This window comes from Rhodococcus sp. APC 3903 (genome assembly GCF_030407755.1).
Taxonomy (GTDB): domain Bacteria; phylum Actinomycetota; class Actinomycetes; order Mycobacteriales; family Mycobacteriaceae; genus Rhodococcus_F; species Rhodococcus_F erythropolis.
Map to the genome: position 1 here is coordinate 1 of NZ_JASDCV010000023.1, position 14,680 is coordinate 14,680.

At 62.9% G+C, this 14,680-nt stretch carries 13 protein-coding genes; 6 read left to right on the plus strand and 7 right to left on the minus strand.

The annotated features are described in order from the left end of the window. Positions 1-33: 33 nt before the first annotated feature. Complete coding sequence (locus QMA15_RS26235; RefSeq protein WP_007734275.1) at positions 34-858, minus strand: crotonase/enoyl-CoA hydratase family protein; 825 nt, start codon at positions 856-858, stop codon at positions 34-36. A 79-nt stretch (positions 859-937) separates the two neighbouring features. Here QMA15_RS26235 and QMA15_RS26240 point away from each other — a divergent pair, with 79 nt between their 5' ends. Both QMA15_RS26240 and QMA15_RS26245 read left to right on the plus strand, forming a co-directional pair. Next, positions 938-2,611 carry an acyl-CoA synthetase gene (locus tag QMA15_RS26240; RefSeq protein ID WP_020906300.1) on the plus strand — a complete coding sequence of 558 codons (1,674 nt, stop codon included), beginning with the start codon at positions 938-940 and terminating at the stop codon, positions 2,609-2,611. Next, complete coding sequence (locus QMA15_RS26245) at positions 2,611-3,726, plus strand: nitronate monooxygenase (protein WP_003945863.1); 1,116 nt, start codon at positions 2,611-2,613, stop codon at positions 3,724-3,726. The genes QMA15_RS26240 and QMA15_RS26245 overlap by 1 nt, the downstream gene beginning before the upstream one ends. Before the next feature lie 55 nt (positions 3,727-3,781). Here the strand turns inward: QMA15_RS26245 and QMA15_RS26250 are convergent, their stop codons facing one another. The 6 genes from QMA15_RS26250 to QMA15_RS26275 all read right to left on the minus strand — a co-directional run bounded on the left by QMA15_RS26250 (position 3,782) and on the right by QMA15_RS26275 (position 10,324). Then, positions 3,782-3,937 carry a hypothetical protein gene (locus QMA15_RS26250; RefSeq protein WP_019746984.1) on the minus strand — a complete coding sequence of 52 codons (156 nt, stop codon included), beginning with the start codon at positions 3,935-3,937 and terminating at the stop codon, positions 3,782-3,784. A gap of 67 nt (positions 3,938-4,004) precedes the next feature. Further along, positions 4,005-4,742 (minus strand): FCD domain-containing protein, encoded by a 738-nt coding sequence (locus QMA15_RS26255; RefSeq protein WP_024487763.1) that lies wholly within the window; start codon positions 4,740-4,742, stop codon positions 4,005-4,007. A gap of 60 nt (positions 4,743-4,802) precedes the next feature. Next, positions 4,803-5,621, minus strand: a complete 819-nt coding sequence (locus QMA15_RS26260) for an ATP-binding cassette domain-containing protein (RefSeq protein ID WP_020906302.1) — start codon at positions 5,619-5,621, stop codon at positions 4,803-4,805. Further along, complete coding sequence (locus QMA15_RS26265) at positions 5,618-7,696, minus strand: dipeptide/oligopeptide/nickel ABC transporter permease/ATP-binding protein (protein ID WP_021342926.1); 2,079 nt, start codon at positions 7,694-7,696, stop codon at positions 5,618-5,620. Before QMA15_RS26265 ends, QMA15_RS26260 begins: the two co-directional genes overlap by 4 nt. Next, positions 7,696-8,655, minus strand: coding sequence for an ABC transporter permease (locus QMA15_RS26270; RefSeq protein ID WP_020906304.1), 960 nt, complete (start codon positions 8,653-8,655; stop codon positions 7,696-7,698). The genes QMA15_RS26265 and QMA15_RS26270 overlap by 1 nt, the downstream gene beginning before the upstream one ends. A gap of 43 nt (positions 8,656-8,698) precedes the next feature. Further along, positions 8,699-10,324 (minus strand): ABC transporter substrate-binding protein, encoded by a 1,626-nt coding sequence (locus QMA15_RS26275; protein ID WP_030534712.1) that lies wholly within the window; start codon positions 10,322-10,324, stop codon positions 8,699-8,701. A 274-nt stretch (positions 10,325-10,598) separates the two neighbouring features. Here QMA15_RS26275 and QMA15_RS26280 point away from each other — a divergent pair, with 274 nt between their 5' ends. The 4 genes from QMA15_RS26280 to QMA15_RS26295 are packed head-to-tail and all read left to right on the plus strand — an operon-like array spanning position 10,599 to position 14,680. Beyond that, on the plus strand, positions 10,599-11,657 hold the full coding sequence (locus QMA15_RS26280; protein ID WP_029254516.1) for a Gfo/Idh/MocA family oxidoreductase: 1,059 nt from the start codon (positions 10,599-10,601) through the stop codon (positions 11,655-11,657). Next, positions 11,654-12,649 carry a Gfo/Idh/MocA family oxidoreductase gene (locus QMA15_RS26285; RefSeq protein ID WP_113682151.1) on the plus strand — a complete coding sequence of 332 codons (996 nt, stop codon included), beginning with the start codon at positions 11,654-11,656 and terminating at the stop codon, positions 12,647-12,649. Before QMA15_RS26280 ends, QMA15_RS26285 begins: the two co-directional genes overlap by 4 nt. Further along, complete coding sequence (locus tag QMA15_RS26290) at positions 12,646-13,704, plus strand: Gfo/Idh/MocA family oxidoreductase (RefSeq protein WP_279163099.1); 1,059 nt, start codon at positions 12,646-12,648, stop codon at positions 13,702-13,704. The genes QMA15_RS26285 and QMA15_RS26290 overlap by 4 nt, the downstream gene beginning before the upstream one ends. A 46-nt stretch (positions 13,705-13,750) precedes the next feature. Beyond that, entirely contained in the window at positions 13,751-14,680 is a 930-nt protein-coding gene (locus QMA15_RS26295; RefSeq protein ID WP_279163100.1) for a dihydrodipicolinate synthase family protein, read from the plus strand.

The window sequence follows — 14,680 nt, forward strand, 5'->3', positions numbered from 1 at the left end:
GGCTCAGGCAGGGGTGGGTCGGACACCCCTGACTCAGACACCCTTGAACTGGGGCGCCCGCTTCTCACCGAAGGCTCGCGGACCCTCCTTGGCGTCGGCGCTCATGAACACCTTCATGCCCAGCTGCGCGTCGATCTGGAAGGCCTCTTCCTCATGCATGCCCTCGGTGTCGCGGATGGTCTTGAGAATCGCCTGCACGGCGAGGGGGCCGTTTGCACTGATCAGGTCCGCGAGCTCCAGCGCCTTGTCGAGGGCCTGACCGTCCGGGACGACGTGGCCGATGAGCCCGATCTCCTTGGCCTCCGGAGCCTTGATGTGACGACCGGTGAGCAGGATGTCGGCTGCGATCGTGTACGGAATCTGTCGAACGAGACGCACCGCGGAACCGCCGAGCGGGAAGAGCCCCCACTTGGCTTCGGAGACGCCGAACTTGGCGCTCTCGCCCGCGACGCGGATGTCGGTGCCCTGCAGGATTTCGGTTCCGCCGGCGATGGCTGCACCCTCGACCGCAGCGATCAGCGGCTTGGTCAACCGGCGACCCTTGAGTAGACCTTCGATCTTGGACATGTCGACGCCGCCGCCCGCGAAGGAATCTCCCGGAGGCTTGGCGGACATGTTCTTGAGGTCGGCGCCGGCGCAGAAGTCGCCGCCAGCTCCGGTGAGGATCGCGACGCGGATTTCGGGGTCGTTGTCGACCTGATCCCAGGCGTCGACCATGATCGCCATCATTTCGCCGGTGATGGCGTTCTTACGCTCGGGGCGATTCATGGTCACGATGAGAACGTGGCCACGCTTCTCCACGAGGCAATGCGGCGCGGTTTCCGAAATGTCTGATTTTTCGGTCGTCGAAGTGGACACTGATGGCTCCTGGCGGGTCTGTGAGCTGGCTCTCAAATTGGGTCTTGCCAGAAACGGTAACACGTTCTACTTTGAACTCGTGGCCCTTAACATCGCAGACTTCGTAGAGCACGCAATCGACCTCGTTCCGGACCGCGTTGCGCTGGTCTCGGACAACCGCGAGATGACTTATGCGCAGTTGGAGGACCGAGCAAACCGCCTCGGTCACTACCTGCGTGAACATGGCGTTCAACCGGGTGACAAGGTCGGCATCTACTGCCGGAACGTCATCGAGGCGATCGAGGCCATGGTCGCCGTTTTCAAAATCCGGGCCGTGATGGTCAACATCAACTACCGGTACGTCGAGAACGAGTTGCAGTACATCTTCGACAACTCCGACATGGTTGCGCTCATTCACGAGCGCCGCTACTCGGACAAGGTCGCGAACGTCTTGCCGAACACTCCCAAGGTCAAGTCCGTCATCGTGGTCGAGGACGGCACCGATCTGGACTTCAGTGCTTTCGGCATCGGCTACGAGGACGCACTCGCGCAGAGTTCGGCTGAGCGTGATTTCGAAGAGCGCAGCAACGACGACATCTTCATGCTCTACACCGGCGGCACCACCGGAAGTCCCAAGGGCGTCATGTGGCGCCACGAGGACTGGTGGCGTGTTCTCGGCGGCGGCATCAACTTCGTCACCGGAGTTCCGGTCGAGGACGAGTACGAGATGGCGAAGGTCGGCGCAGCCAACCCGAGCATGATCCGCTACCCGATTCCCCCGATGATTCACGGTGGTTCGCAGTCTGCGGTGTTCCACAGCCTCTTCGGCGGCGGAACCTGTTTGATGCACCCGGAATTCGACGCCCACGAGGTGTGGCAGAACATCGACAAGCACAAGGTCAACCTGATCTTCATCACGGGTGACGCGATGGGCCGTCCGATGCTCGACGCACTGATCGCCGGCAATCCGAAGACGGGTGAGCCGTACGATCTTTCGACGCTCTACGTGATGGCCAGCAGTGCTGCGCTCTTCTCGCCGAGCATCCAGGAGCAGTTCCTCGAACTGTTGCCCAACCGCCTGCTGACCGACTCCATCGGAGCATCCGAGACCGGCTTCGGCGGACTCGCCGTGCTGAGCAAGGGCCAGAAGCACACTGGCGGTCCGACGGTCAAGATCGACGCCTCCACAACGGTTCTCGACGACGACGGCAACGAGGTCGAACCCGGATCGGGCAAGCGCGGCATGCTCGCGCGCAAGGGCAACATCCCGCTCGGCTACTACAAGGACGAGGTCAAGACGGCCGAAACCTTCCGCACCATCAATGGCGTTCGCTACTCGATCCCCGGCGACTACGCTCAGGTCGAAGCCGACGGCACGGTCACGATGCTCGGCCGCGGTTCGGTGTCCATCAACAGCGGCGGTGAGAAGGTTTACCCGGAAGAGGTCGAGGGCGCGTTGAAGGCGCACCCGGACATCTTCGACGTGCTGGTGGTCGGTATCCCCGACGAGCGCTTCGGTCAGCGGGTTGCCGCAGTGGTTCAGGTACGTGAAGGCACGTCGCCGACGTTGCACGACATCGCCACCGCAGCGCGCAAAGAGATTGCCGGATACAAGGTTCCGCGCAGTGTGTGGTTCGTCGACCAGATCAAGCGCAATCCGGCCGGCAAGCCCGACTACCGCTGGGCGAAGGCCGAAACGGAATCGCGCGAGGCCGATGATCACAACGGAAACGGCGCTCCTGTGTCGTCCGCAAACGAAAGCGTGGAAGCCTGATGCGTTCGGATCTCGCCGACAAGTTCGGCATCGAATACCCGATTTTCGGATTCACTCCTTCCGAGCATGTCGCGGCCGCGATCAGCCGCGCGGGCGGTCTGGGCGTGCTCGGTTGCGTCCGGTTCAACGATCCGGAAGAGCTCGAAGCCGCACTGACGTGGATGGACGAGAACACCGACGGTAAGCCGTACGGCGTCGACATCGTCATGCCGGCAAAGGTGCCGACCGAGGGCGGCGCCGTCGATCTCGACAAGCTGATTCCGGAGGAGCACCGCGCCTTCGTCAACCGCACGCTCGACGAACTGGGTGTGCCGCCGCTTTCCGACGACGTCGAGCATGCGACCGGCGTACTGGGATGGCTTCACTCGGTGGCGCGATCTCACGTCGATGTTGCTCTGGGACACCGGATCGCGTTGATTGCGAATGCACTGGGATCACCGCCGAAGGACGTCATCGATCAAGCGCACGAGAAAGGCGTTCCGGTAGCAGCACTGGCCGGCGCCGTCGAGCACGCACGTCGTCACGTCGAGAACGGTGTCGACATCGTGATCGCGCAGGGCTACGAGGCCGGCGGTCACACCGGCGAAATTGCCTCGATGGTTCTCGTTCCGGAAATCGTTGATGCACTGGGCGATTCAGCTGCTGTACTGGCTGCCGGCGGTATCGGCAGCGGCCGTCAGGTGGCTGCTGCACTTGCACTCGGTGCGTCCGGAGTGTGGATGGGCTCGTACTGGCTCACCACATCCGAATACAAACTCGGCAGTGCGTCGGGCGAAGGCCCTTCCGCTATTCAGCGTGCACTGTTGGGCGCGACGTCGGCCGACACCGTACGTTCGCGCATCTACTCGGGTAAGCCCGCTCGGTTGCTCAAGACCAAGTGGACGGAAGCCTGGTCGAACCCGGGAGCACCGGCGCCCTTGCCGATGCCGCTGCAGAACCTACTGGTCAGCGACGCTCATCAGAGAATCGCTGCATCGGAGAACCCGGAAGTTGTGGCAATGCCCGTCGGTCAGATCGTGGGACGGATGAACGAGATCCGACCGGTCGCCGAGGTCATGGCAGAGCTGGTGTCGGGGTTCGAGGACGCGCGAACCCGACTGGATTCGATGAAGTAGTAGATGACACGTACGTATGCCCTCGGCCGAGTTTCGGCCGAGGGCATACGTCGTTTCAGCCGGCGAGGTCGTCCGGTCCGACGCTGTCCGACAACCATTCTCCGCGGCTGAGGGCGCCGTCGTCGCGGCGACGTGCGATCACGAAAATGACCAGGGCGGCAGCGAGGACAACTGCGAGAACGCGCGAAGGCGTCAGGTTCGGGTTCTTCATACCCGTAATTTTGCCGGAAGAACGGGCGCGATGGTGAGACAGCGGAGCAAAATCACGCGTTTCGAAACTACTGCGCTTCGGAAGCATGAAGGCCGGCGATCCGCTCGCGCAGGCCACCGAAGTGCACATCGAGAGTGTGCGCCGCCTCGACGGCATCACCCGTACGGATCGCGTCGAGAATCGCACGATGCTTCGACGCGATGTCGATCAGTGGTGTATCCGAATGCCCGATAGCCTGCTGGATCTCGCTGTACACCTGCCAGAAGACGTCCATCAACTGAGCGAGGACCTGGTTGTCGAGCGGGGAGTACAGGCGGGAATGGAAGGTCGCGTCGATGTCGGAGAAGTTCTTCCCGGCGGCGGCACGGACCTCCATGCCGGTGACGAGTTCGTCGAGGTCGGCGTGGTCGGCCGACGTCATCTCGGCCATCGCCGCACCGATCAGTCCGGTCTCGAGTGCCTGACGAATGTCGACCAGTTCCATCGCCTCGTGCCCGGTGCCCTGCAACGACAACCGGCCACGGAAGGTCAGGCCGTCGGCGAGAGCGTCGAAGTTGCTCGGGGCGACGAACATTCCGAAACCGTGACGGATCTCGACGACGCCCAAGGCCTGCAGAACCTTGAGTGCCTCGCGGAGGGTGTTCCGGCCGATACCCAATTCCTCGGACAGTTCGGCCTCGGTGGGCATCGGGTCGCCGGGGGAGAGTCTGCGTTCGAGGATCAAGTTCATGATGTCGGTCTGAAGTGCGCGCATGCGGTTTTGCGCGCTGAAACGAGCGCCCTGTGTGCCACTCCGGACAGACATCGATTCCCCTTTTCTGATACGAACGTCCTTCATCCTATGTCCGGTCATCCGCTCCATTGGTCAACCCACGTCAACGGTGCGTTGCAGGAGACTGGGCGCCGCGCCCAGCAGTTTGGCCGTGTACGCATCCGACGGGTTGTCGAATACTTCCTGGGCCGTCCCCTGCTCGACGATCCGCCCGGCGTTCATGACGACGATCGTGTCGGAGACGTACCGCACCGTCTGGATGTCGTGCGAGATGAACACCATGCCGAGCCCCAACCGAGCCTTGATGTCGCTGAGCAGGTTCAGGATCTGCGCTCGCACGGAGACATCGAGAGCCGATGTCGGTTCGTCGGCCACGATGACGTCAGGCTCGAGCGCGAGTGCACGCGCGATCGCGACACGTTGACGCTGACCGCCGGAGATCTGGCTCGGAATGACTTCGAGCGCAGATTGGGGGAGTCCGACCAAACCGACCAGCTCGCGAACTCGGGCGGTTCGGCTCGCGCGGTTGCCGATGCCGTGGACGTCGAGCGGATCGGTAAGGATGTCGGCCACCGTCATTCGCGGATTGAGCGCGGTAGCCGGGTCCTGGAAGACGATCGAGATCGCCCGCCCGAACTCCTTGCGCACGCCCGCCGACCGGGTCAGAGCGCTTCGGCCGCGAAATACCACGTCGCCCGACGTCGGTTTCTGCAATCCGACCATGACTTTGGCCAGAGTGGACTTGCCGCAACCCGACTCGCCCACGATGCCGATCGTCGCCCCTCGTCGTACGGCGATACTGACATCGTTGACCGCGTGAACCGTGCCGGGTTTGAACAGTGATCCCGAACGGGTCTTGTGGACGACGTGAATGTTCTTCAGTTCCAGGATGGGTGCTTCAGCTGTAGTCATCGCACGCTCTCCAATTCCGATTCTGCGTGTGCGGGAGTCGCGGACTGGTTCGCGAAGAAATGCTCGGTCTCGCCGATCCGAACCATCTCGGGCTTTCGGTTTGGATCGGAATCCGGACGCAGGGAACGTTCGGCAAAACGGTCACCGGTGGCGAAGCTGCCGGGCGACGGTACGGTTCCCTGGATCTGGTGGAGCCGCGGAGCCTCGTCCTCGATGGAGAGAACGGCGCCGAGGAGGCCCTGAGTGTATTCGTGACGCGGATCGACGAGTAGATCGCTGGTGGGCGCAGACTCGACGACCTGACCGGCGTACATCACCGTGATCTTGTGAGCGAGTGAAGCAACGAGTGCAAGATCGTGGCTCACGAAAACCATGGCAAAGCCGAGCTTTTCCCGAAGATCGTTGAGCAAGTCCACGACCTGCGCCTGGACGGTGACGTCGAGAGCGGTGGTGGGCTCGTCCGCGACGATCAACCGCGGACTGCGGGTGAGCGACATGGCGATCAGAACGCGCTGACGCTGACCACCGGAAAGCTCGTGTGGGTAGCTGGAGAGAGTGCGCACCGGATCGAGTCCGACGAGTTCGAGCAGTTCCTCGGCTGTGCGGGTACCGCCGCGCTTGGTGAGCTGCTTGAACTGCGCGCGGATCAGCATCGCCGGGTTCAAAGAACTCAGCGCATCCTGGTAGATCATCGCCATGTCGTGTCCGCGCAGCTTGTTTCGCTCCCGGTTGTTCAGTTCGAGGACGTTGACGCCGTCGAACAGGATCTCGCCGGTCACCACTGCTGTCTTGGGCAGTAGACCCATGATCGCCAGCGAAGTGAGCGACTTTCCGCAACCGGACTCGCCGACCAGTGCCATCGTCTCGTTCGGGCGGACGGTGAAGCTCACGTTGTCGACGATCGCCGTGTCTCCGTAGCGTTCGGGGAACCGGATCGTGAGATTGCGGACCTCGAGGAGGGGCGCTGCATCGCCCTCGTACACAAGACGATCGGACCGAGACCGCTCGGTTTCCGCCAGGATCTTCAGGTGAGTTTCGAGAGGAGTTGGCTCGGCCGCCGGCTTCAGGACATCTTTCACGACGCTCGGGTCGGCGAAGTCGTCGATCAACTCCGGAGTGTTGGCGACCGATGCGGCTTCGTCCTCCAGAATGAGCTCGTTGGAGGTCTCCTCCGCTGCGGCAGTCTGCGCTGCTTCCAGTGCGGAGGGCGTCTTCTTGGTTTTCTTCAGACTCGGATCTGCCATCGCGTCGGTCAGGCCCTCGGCGAGCACGTTGAGGGAGAGCACCGTCAGAAGAATCAGCAGACCGGGGAACACCGTTGCCCACCAACCACCGAGAAGGACCATGTTCTTGCCGTCGGCGATCACCGATCCCCACGACGGATCCGGGGGACGGACACCTGCTCCGATGAACGACAGGCTGGCTTCCAGCACGATGGCGTCGGCGACCATGACAGTGCAGAAGACGAGAACGGGCGCAGCACAGTTGGCTACGACGTGCTTGACGACGATGTGTGAAGTTCTTGCGCCGATGACCTTTTCGGCCGCGACGTAGTCCTCACCGTACTGAGCGAGAACATTCGCGCGAACGACGCGGGCGACCATCGGTGTGTAGAGGAACGCGATGGTGACGATCAGAACCGGAATCGAACCACCGAAGGCTGCGACGAGTACGGCAGCGAGCGCGATGCCCGGGAACGCCATGACCACGTCGAGCACTCGCATGATGGTCTCGTCGACGCCTTTTCGGCTCGTTGCGGCGACCGACCCGATGAGAGCACCGGCGCACAATGCGAGGAAGGTGGACCCGAGACCGATGGTCAACGACCAGCGTCCGCCGTAGAGCAAGCGGCTGAACAGATCTCGGCCGAGACTGTCCTGACCGAACCAGTGCTCGGCGCTGGGGCCCGCGGTACCGACCGCCTGTTCGAGTGGGGTGTACTGCGTGATCAGCGGCGCGAAGAGGCAGGCGAGCACGATGATCGCGAGAACCGCCATCGACAGCCAGGCCGAGAGGGGGAAGCGAGAAAAGGTGATACCGGGTCGCGAAAGCTTCTCGGTGAGTTTTCTTCTCATCATGCTGCGCTCCGAAGTCGTGGATTGACGAGCAGGTAGAGGATGTCGACGGCGAGGTTGACGACGACGAAGCCGACCGCGATCACGATGACAACACCCTGAACTACTGCGGGGTCACCGTTGGTGACGCCGTTGATCATGAGCTGACCCATTCCGGGAAGACCGAAGATCTGCTCGATGACCACAGCGCCACCGAGGAGGTATCCGACCCGTAGACCCAGGACGGTGAGCGGGTTGATCAGTGCGTTACGCAAGACATTTCGCCCGATCACCACGTGATAGGGCAGGCCGCTGCCGATCGCGGTACGGACGTAGTCCTTGTCCAACTCCTCGACCATCGACGTGCGGATGATGCGCGTGAGTTGTGCTGCGACGGGCAGTGACAGGGACAGCGCCGGGAGCGCCATGTACCAGAGCCAGTCGGTGACGGAGTCGCTCGGATTGACGTAGCCACCGGTGGGGAACCATCCGAGTTGGACGGCCAGATACTGAATCATCAGCAGTGCCAACCAGAATGACGGTGCTGCCACACCACCGAGGGAGATCACTCGGATGACCTGATCCGGCCAACGATCGCGGAACAGTGCGCTGGTGACACCGAAGATCAGCGAGAGCACGATGGCGATCACCAGTCCGAGAACCGTGAGCTGAATGGTCAGTGGCAGAGCGGTGGAGATCGAGTCCAACACCGGGGTACCGGAAATCAGACTGTCACCCATATTGCCGCTGACCAGATCGGTCACGAAGTGAACGTATTGCAGCGGAAGCGGATCGAGCAGTCCGTTCTCTTCCTTGAACTGCTGCAACTGTTCCGCAGTCGGGTTGCCGCCGTTGAACGCCGCCGTTGCGGGATCGGTGGGCGCGAACTGCATCACGATGAAGACGAACGCGATGATGCCGAGGATCAGGGGGATCAGTATCAGTAATCGCCTGATCAGCATGGGGAGGACTCTTGCCATCGGGGAATCTCTCAGTTGTGGGAAACGGCCGAGCGGGCGGGTATCAGGCCGGCTTCGCCTGAAGCAGGTTGACGCCGGGGTACGGCAGCGGAGTGACGTCGGCGATCTTCTTCGGATCCCACGCAGTCAGGAGTTCCTGATGGAGAACCGGATAGTAGACAGCGTTTTCGGCGATCTGGTTCAGGTACGACTGCACAAGGGTGCTGCGCTTTGCCGGGTCTGTCTCGCGGGTGGCCTCGTCCATGGTGGCGTAGATCTTCTGTGCCTCGGGGGTGTCGTCCCACTTGGCGTAGGTCTTCGTCCACAGGCCGCCCTTGCTGTACGTGTAGCGCACGAGGAGGTCGACGTCGCTGCCGAACGCCTGTGGGTTGGACGTACCCGCAGCGATCTGGAACTTCTGGCCGCTGTTGAGCTTGCTCACCATGGCGCTGGTGTCCTGCGGTTCGAGCGTCGTGTTGAATCCGACTGCGTCCCAAGACTCTTTGATGGTCGGCAAGCAGTCGGCCAACCAGCTGACGTTGGTGGAGAGCAGCGTCAGGTCGAGGCCACTTACACCGGCGGCAGTGAGGAGCGAGCGGGCCTTGTCCGGATCGTACGAGTAGACAGTGGACGCTCGCGCGTAGTCGGGGTTGCGCTCGTACAGGTAGCTCGTGGCCGGTGCTGCCTTGCCGCCGAGGGCGATCTCGATCATCTTCGGGGTGTTGATCGCATAGAACATCGCCTGGCGAACACGAACGTCGTCGAACGGTGCCTGAGTGGTGTCGAAGAGCAGGTACATGAGGTTCATGCCCGGGTTGCCCTCGACGGTGCGCCCACCGGAGGTGAGGGTGGGGACGTTGGCGACGGGGATGTTGTCGGCGAGTTGTGCACCGGCATTGTTGCCCGAGACGCGCGCGATGCGTGAGGAGGTGTCGACGATGGAGAGCCAGTTCATGGTCGCGAAGTTGGCCGGGCGCGGCCCGTTGTACGCCTCGAAGGCCTCGAAAGCTGTGTTGCTCTTGGGGGTGTGGCTCTTGAGCTTGTACGGACCGGAACCGACGACCAGCGCTCCGGACTTGGCCTCGTCCCAGTGGCCGTCGAAGACGTGCTTGGGCATGATCTTGGCGATCGAGAGACGCTGTGCGGCAGCGCTGAACGGGTAGTTGAAGTTCAGGGTCACCGTTTGGTCGTCGACCTTGGTGACGGACTGCAACCAGGAGGAGAAGAAGGAGCGGATCAGTACGTTCTGCTGTGGATCGAGGATGCGATCGAAGGTGAAGACGACGTCGTCCGAGGTGACCGGAGTGCCGTCGTGCCAGGTTGCTCCCTCGCGGATTTTCATGGTCCAGCTCGAGGCGGTGGCGTCGGTCGGGACGGCCTGTGCGAGCGCCGCATACGTCTCACCGGTGCCTGGATCGTTTTCGAGCAGTCCCTCGTAGACGTGGTTGACCGCTGCCATGAGGAAACCGGATGCAGTCTGCATCGGGTCGAAGCTCTGGTCGTTGCCGTATCCGATGGCGGTGGTCAGATCGCCGGTGCTCGCGGAACCGCCGACAACCGAGGTCGACGACGGGCCGCCGCCGCAGGCCGCGAGAGTCGCGGTGATACCTGCTGCAGCTCCCAGTAGCCCGGTGTACCGGAACAGGTCTCGGCGTGTGAACGCGGAGCTCAGCGGTCGTTCGTTCTTCAAGGCGGCCTCCAAGGCGGGGAGCGGGACATCAAGGGAGTGGATAGGGGATGTCCTATGTTCGACGTCCGATGTTGCGTAACTTACATTGTGGATCAGAAAGCGTCTAGAGAATCTTTGGAACTGGCGGTGTTGAACTTCGACGTTTCGTCGGTTTCGAACCAAAAATAGTGCTCTCACCTGCATAGATGAAGACTGTGTTACCGACGTCGAATTGACGACCGATGACGCTGGCCGTATAACATAGGACATCCCTCATCCAATCTTTGGAGACTTCATGACCCGATACAAAGTCGGTGTGGTCGGTTGCGGATTCTTCGGTAGTTCCCTCGCTCGCGAGCTGGCTGCCCATCCACGTTTCGAACTGGCGATGCTGTGCGACCGTGACTTCGAGCGGGCCAAGGACGTCGCCGCAGAGTTCTCGGCAACCCCGACAGACGATCACGACGGGGTGGCCGCTCACCCGGAGTTGGCCCTCGTTGTCGTCGCGACGCCCAATCACGCGCACGCCGAACCTGCCATCGCGGCGCTCGAACACGGCAAGGCAGTTTTTGTCGAGAAGCCACTCGCCGTCGAACTGGTCGATGCGCAGAACATGATCGCGAGCGCCGACGCGAGCGGTTCGCCGTTGATGGTCGGGCACATCATGCGGATGATGCCGGGTGTACGACGTCTGGCGGACCTGCTGGCGTCGGGGGAGCTCGGCGAGGTCGCTGCGATCGAAACGTCTCGCTCACGCTGGATCGACACCGACGGCGCAGATCCACAGTGGTGGAAGCTCGACAAGAGCCGAACGGGTGGAGAACTGACTCACGAGATTCACGAACTGGACCTGATGTGCTGGCTCGGCGGCGAGGTGACTGCCGTGTCGAGCATCGCCACTGCGGACGACGGCTTCCGCAACACAGTGGTGTCGTTCGCCGGCGGCGCGATCGGCAGGCACACCATCTCGACGCGTTCACACACTTCTTCGTGGGAGCTGACGGTCGATGCCGCCGAAGGCTCGGTCCACGCGGACTTCCACACCGGCCGGGTCAGCCGACTGCGCGGGGGACGGGTCGAAGAGTCGTGGCCGATCTTCGACGTCGACGCCGAGAACCAATCGTTGATCGACTCTGCGAGCAGGACGCAGAAGTACAACTCGGGGAACGGAGGATCCCCGCTGTGGATGCAGGCTGCGATTCGCCACGAAATCGACGAGATGGCAGCAGTTCTCGACGGCAAGGCTGACTCCGGCTCACCGTTGACATACGCACGTGAACGCGCACTCGTCGTCGCCGAGCAGGTGCGACTCGGTGGCGGAGAACCGGCGGCGCTGTCGGGAAGTGCGAAGTGACCGTGCGTGTAGCCGTCATCGGCAGCGGCGCAATCGCGCGGGACCACGTCAGCGCTTTGGCGCGCATCCCGTCGGTCGAAGTCGTCTACGTATTCGGCAGTGACTTGGACCGTGCCGCATCGGTTGCGGCATTGGCGCCGGGTGCGAAGGCCAGTACCGATCTGGCAAAGATTCTCGCAGACCCGAGCGTGCACGCGGTCAACGTCGTGGGGGCCACTCCGGACCACGCGCCCGTGACGATAGCCGCAGGCCGCGCGGGAAAGCATGTGCACGTGGAGAAGCCGGCCGCGCTGACAGTCGCGGACTTCGACGCGATGGTCGAGGCCACCGAAGGTGGCGGCGCCTCACTGATGGTCGGACAGACCGTACGATTCCAGCCGTCGATCTCCTCGATCGGAAACTCGGTTGCACAAGGCGCCATCGGCGACCCCCGGCTGATCCACCTCAGTTGGTACACCGGCCACGTCTGGCCAGGGGGCTGGCGAGGCTGGCAACACGACAAGGACCGCTCGGGTGGTCACCCCGTTCACAACGGAACCCACGCTCTCGATCTGGTGACGTGGCTGATCGGTCGTCGTCCGATCCGTGTGTTCGCTCGTAGTTTCCCCACCTTCGCGGCGGGGATGCCCGTGCACGACAGCTTCCATCTGACCGTTCGCTTCGAGGACGGATCGCTGGCGCTCATCGAATTGGCTTACGCACTGCCGCAATCGGGAAAGATGGTGCGCCGGATCGTGGTGTCGGGGACGTCCGGCACGCTCGCGCACGACACCGGCGACGACCCAGGCCTGATGACGGATACGACAAACGCGCCGCCGTCGTCGATCGAAGATGCGATGGCGCATCAGATGCGCCACTGGATCGCCACTCTCGACGGTTCCGCGACCCCGATAGTCGAGAACTGGCAGGTACGTGCAGCTCTCGCGACTGCCATCGCTGCACAACAGTCACTCGACACCGGCCGCGCGATTTCGATCGGAGAACACCGATGACCGGCACCGGTTCGATCCGCGTCGGATTTGTCAGCGGCGTAAGGCATGCCGGCTCCTATGCGGACCTGTTGCGCTCCGATCCTCGAGTGAGCTTGATCGGGGCCTCCGACGAATCCTCGGTCCCCGATTGGATTCGTGAGGACGGAATCGCGATGGCAAAGGCCGCAGACATCGAGTGGATCGACGAACTCGGCGAGCTGCTCGACCCCGAACGGATAGACCTGGCGATCATCTGCAGTGAGCCGACCAGGCATGCACGGCTTGCGATTGCCGCACTGAACGCGGGACTCGACGTCCTGGTGGACAAGCCGGTGGGTATCGACGAGTCGGAGGCCGCGGCGGTCGAGGAAGCGGCACGGTCGAACCGGCGAATCTGTACGGTGGTGAACCGCACTCATTCACCTGCGCTCCGGCGACTGCGCCGCTGGATCGATGCCGGAAACCTCGGACTGCCGCGCCACGTGGACATCGAGTTCCTGGCAAGCGGAACACATTTCGCGACGTCCGTCGAGCGTCCCGAACTGGTGGTGGATCCCGCGCTTTCCGGCGGGGGAGAAGTAGTGAACTTCGCCGGTTACGCCGCCGACTACCTCAGATACCTCACCGGCCTGGACGTCACCGAGGTGTACGCCGAGACGAGCACACTCTACGGTGGGGCCCACCAGCAGTTCGGAGTCGAAGACACGGCGTTGATCTCGCTCGCCCTGGAAAACGGCGTCACCGCGACGGTGACCGTCGGAAGAATCCCCGCAGCACCGGGTTTCGGCGCGAATACCGCGACGGTTCGGGTCCTCGGCTCCCACGGATACGCGAGTTCCGACGACGACAAACCCGCGGTGACCCACTTCGCATCCTCGGGAGACGTGACCGCACTACCCATCGGCGGCTTCGGTTCGGACAACGCGGTGTCGAGCTTTCTCTCTCACGTGCTCGATCGACTTCCCACACGGACCGAACCCGACTACACCGTGGCAGACGCCCGCGCGTCGATGCGCGTGATCGATGCTGCCTATCTGTCCGCCTCGAGCGGTCAGCCGGTCTCCGTCTCTCCCTGATAGCCGCACCCACAACTCAATCCGACAACCAACATATGGAGACCCCATGAGCACGGAAACCACCACCTTCAGCGGAATCGTCCCGCCGATCGTCACACCACTGACGCTCGAGGGCGAGGTCGACACCACGTCGCTCGAACGCCTGCTCTCACTGCAGATCGAAGCCGGAGTCGACGGCTTGTTCGTCCTCGGTTCCTCGGGTGAGGTCGGTTACCTCACCGACGCTCAGCGCGCCCAGGTGGTGCAGACGGCCATCGGTCACGTCGGCGGCCAGGTACCGGTCCTCGTCGGAGTGAACGACATGACCACCAACCGGGTCATCGCCGTCGCCGAGCAGGCGCGCGAGGCTGGTGCGGATGCCATCGTCGCGACGGCGCCGTTCTACGCGATCACCGACGCAGCCGAGACGGCAACGCATTTCCGCTCCATCCACGCCGCAGTGGATCTTCCGTTGTTCGCCTACGACGTCCCGGTTCGTGTCCACAGCAAGCTCAGCCCGGCAATGCTGGTCGAGCTCGGTCGCGAGGGAGTCATCGCCGGCGTGAAGGATTCGAGCGGCGACGACGTCAGTTTCCGTATGTTGCTCCGTCAGTCGGCCGGGCTCGAAAACTTCGCCGCCTTCACCGGGCACGAGGTAGTCGTCGACGGATGCCTGCTGATGGGTGCTTCGGGCGCTGTGCCCGGCCTGGCGAACGTGGACCCGCACGGCTACGTGCGACTGTGGCGCGCTGCGCAGACAGGAGACTGGGCGGCGGCGAAGGCCGAGCAGGATCGACTCACCGATCTGTTCTCCATCGTCGAGGCACCGACACCGGGTCGCGTCAGTGCCGGTGCCGCGGGTCTGGGCGCATTCAAGACGGCTCTGGCCCTGCGCGGCGTCATCACCGGCAACACGATGTGCGCCCCGATGCTCTCGCTCGACGAGTCCGAGACCGCAACGATCAAGGTCGTTCTGGAACAGGCGGGGCTCCTCTGA